The sequence below is a fragment of the Paraburkholderia sp. WS6 genome, assembly GCF_030464835.1.
GTDB lineage: Bacteria > Pseudomonadota > Gammaproteobacteria > Burkholderiales > Burkholderiaceae > Paraburkholderia > Paraburkholderia madseniana.
In genome coordinates this window covers 1-2,550 of the sequence record NZ_JALQCK010000107.1, presented here as the reverse complement: position 1 = coordinate 2,550, position 2,550 = coordinate 1, and the positions used below count along the sequence as shown (strand labels likewise).

The following is a 2,550-nucleotide window of genomic DNA, read 5'->3' as shown; positions in this document are numbered from 1 at the left end:
CGAAGGACTAAACCGCTCGCGCGGTAGGGGCTACGGTCTGACGCTGGAGGTCAGGGAAACGCCGGTCACGCGGCTTTATGTTGGCGAATGAGGCAATCCGCCTCGTTCTTCAACAGGAGCCGAATCATGACCTCCTTACCGGCAAACGCCAGCCCACTGCGCCAGCGCATGATCGACGACATGCGCATGCGCCAGCTTGCCCCCAAGACGCAGGACATTTATCTGCACATCGTGCGTGAGTTCGCCCGGTTTCTCGGGCGCTCACCTGACACGGCCACCGTCGAGGACCTGCGCCGCTACCAGCTCTATCTGGTGGACCACGGCACATCGGCCGTGTCGCTAAACCACGCGATCACCGGCCTGAAGTTCTTCTTCACGGTCACGCTCGACCGGCCCGAGCTGATGGTCAGGATGCAACCGGTGCGCGTGCCCCGCATATTGCCCGTCGTGCTCAGTCCCGATGAAGTGCGGCGACTCATCGAGGCGGCCGCCAACCTGAAGCACCAGACCGCGCTGTCGGTCGCGTACGGGGCGGGGCTACGCGCCAGCGAAGTGGTCGCGCTGAAGGTCACCGACGTCGACAGCGAACGCATGACACTGCGCATCGAGCAGGGTAAGGGTCGCCGTGACCGCTACGCCATGCTCTCGCCGGTGCTGCTCGAGCGTCTGCGTGTGTGGTGGCGCGTGGCCCGTGCGCAGGGCAGGATGCCCGATGGTGGGTGGCTGTTTCCCGGGCTCGATCCGCTCGATCAGTTAAGCACGCGACAGTTGAATCGTGCCATTCATGCCGCCGCCGAGGCTGCGAACATCGACAAGCGCGTGTCCATGCACACGCTGCGGCATAGCTTCGCGACACACCTCCTTGAACAGAAGGTGGACATCCGCGTGATCCAGGTGCTGCTCGGCCATGCGAAGCTCGAGAACACCGCGCTCTACGTCCAGGTGGCCACCGACCTGCTGCACGAGGTCACCAGTCCGCTGGACCGTCTGCCCTCCGAGTAGGCCCGCGCGCTGTAGCGCCTCATGCTGGAGGTTGCGGACATCTTCCGCAGCCACGGGCCAGCGTGGCGGACCACGACACACCTGAGCCTGGGGCAGCTGAAGGTCATGTCGGCCATCGAACGGTGCCGCACGGCGGCACTGGGCGGACATGTGCTGCGCTGTTCAGGCTGCGCAAGGACAGAGGTGTCCTTCAACTCGTGCCGGGACCGGCATTGCCCGAAGTGCCAGGCCAGTGCCGCACACCGCTGGCTGGAGGCACGCCAGGCCGATCTGCTACCCGTCGAGTACTTCCACGTCGTCTTCACGCTGCCCGCGCCAATCAGCGCGATCGCCTGGTACAACAAGCGACTTGTCTACGGACTGCTGTTCGACATCGCCGCCGACACGCTGCGCACGATCGCCGCAGATCGCAAACACCTCGGCGCCCAGATTGGCGCCACGCTCGTACTGCACACCTGGGGCTCGGCGCTCACACATCACCCGCACGTGCACGGCATCGTGCCCGGCGGCGGGCTGTCGCCTGACGGTGAGCGCTGGATCGCCTGCCGCCCCGGCTTCTTCCTGCCCGTGCGCGTACTCTCGCGCCTGTTCCGGCGCCGCTTCCTCGAAGCACTCGCAGACGCACACCGGCGCGGCCAGTTGCAGTTCTTCGGCGAGTACACCGGGCTCGCTGATCCCGCTACCTTTGCCCGGTGGCTTGCGCCGCTACGTACCTGCGAATGGGTGGTCTACGCCAGGCGCCCGTTCGCCGGACCGGAAGCGGTGCTCGAGTACCTCTCACGCTACACGCACCGCGTCGCCATCTCCAACCAGCGCCTCGTCGCCTTCGATGAGCGCGGCGTGACGTTCCGCTGGAAGGACTACCGTGCAAAGGGACGCACCCGCTACAAGACCATGACCCTCGAAACCGGCGAATTCATGCGCCGCTTCCTGCTCCATGTGCTGCCCGGTGGCTTCCATCGCATCCGTCACTACGGACTGCTGGCCAACCCGGTGCGCCGCGCCAGTCTCGCGAAGGTGCGGGACCTGCTGCACGTCGCACCCGAGATCAGCCCGCCACCGGATGACACCGTCATCCAGACGCGGCCCGTCTTCATCTGCCGGCACTGCGGCGCACCGATGATCGTCATCGACATCCTCGCGCGCAGCGCCCCGATCCGCGCACCGCCGATGCGCCGGAGTCAGACATGAGCGCATCACTTGCTCGATCTGCCTGTCGAACGTCGGCTCTGCGGCAACGCGGCCCACGAGCGGACGTTTGCGCCTGTCGCTTCGCGCAGTCCCTCGCACGTCCGCTTCGCCACCACAATTGCGCCACTGCACCGCTTCATCACTGCGTCAGCGCGCATCAAGCATCCCGCGTGGCCGCGCCGCATCCGGCACCGCTGGGCATCCTGACCGATCAATCGCCATAGCCGCGAAGCTCCAACCGCATCGGGGCACTCCGCGGTTTCCTCCATCGAGGCTTATTCGACGCCTGCCTACACGCGCAGAGGCACCGTCACATTCCTGTGGTCGATGGCAGGCATCGAATAACCCTTAACGAAC

General features: G+C 65.8%; 2 protein-coding genes. Both read left to right on the top strand.

The genetic code is table 11. The annotated features are described in order from the left end of the window. The first annotated feature begins 126 nt into the window (after positions 1 to 126). Positions 127 to 1,002, top strand: coding sequence for a site-specific integrase (locus tag M0D64_RS44705; protein WP_121107632.1), 876 nt, complete (start codon positions 127 to 129; stop codon positions 1,000 to 1,002). Between the two features lie 21 nt (positions 1,003 to 1,023). Continuing rightward, positions 1,024 to 2,193 carry an IS91 family transposase gene (locus tag M0D64_RS44700; protein ID WP_266262300.1) on the top strand — a complete coding sequence of 390 codons (1,170 nt, stop codon included), beginning with the start codon at positions 1,024 to 1,026 and terminating at the stop codon, positions 2,191 to 2,193. Positions 2,194 to 2,550: the final 357 nt, after the last annotated feature.

Coding starts and splice junctions, on each gene's coding strand:
- M0D64_RS44700 (WP_266262300.1), top strand. CDS start 1,024: ATGCTGGAGGTTGCGGACATCTTCCGCAGCCACGGGCCAGCGTGGCGG.
- M0D64_RS44705 (WP_121107632.1), top strand. CDS start 127: ATGACCTCCTTACCGGCAAACGCCAGCCCACTGCGCCAGCGCATGATC.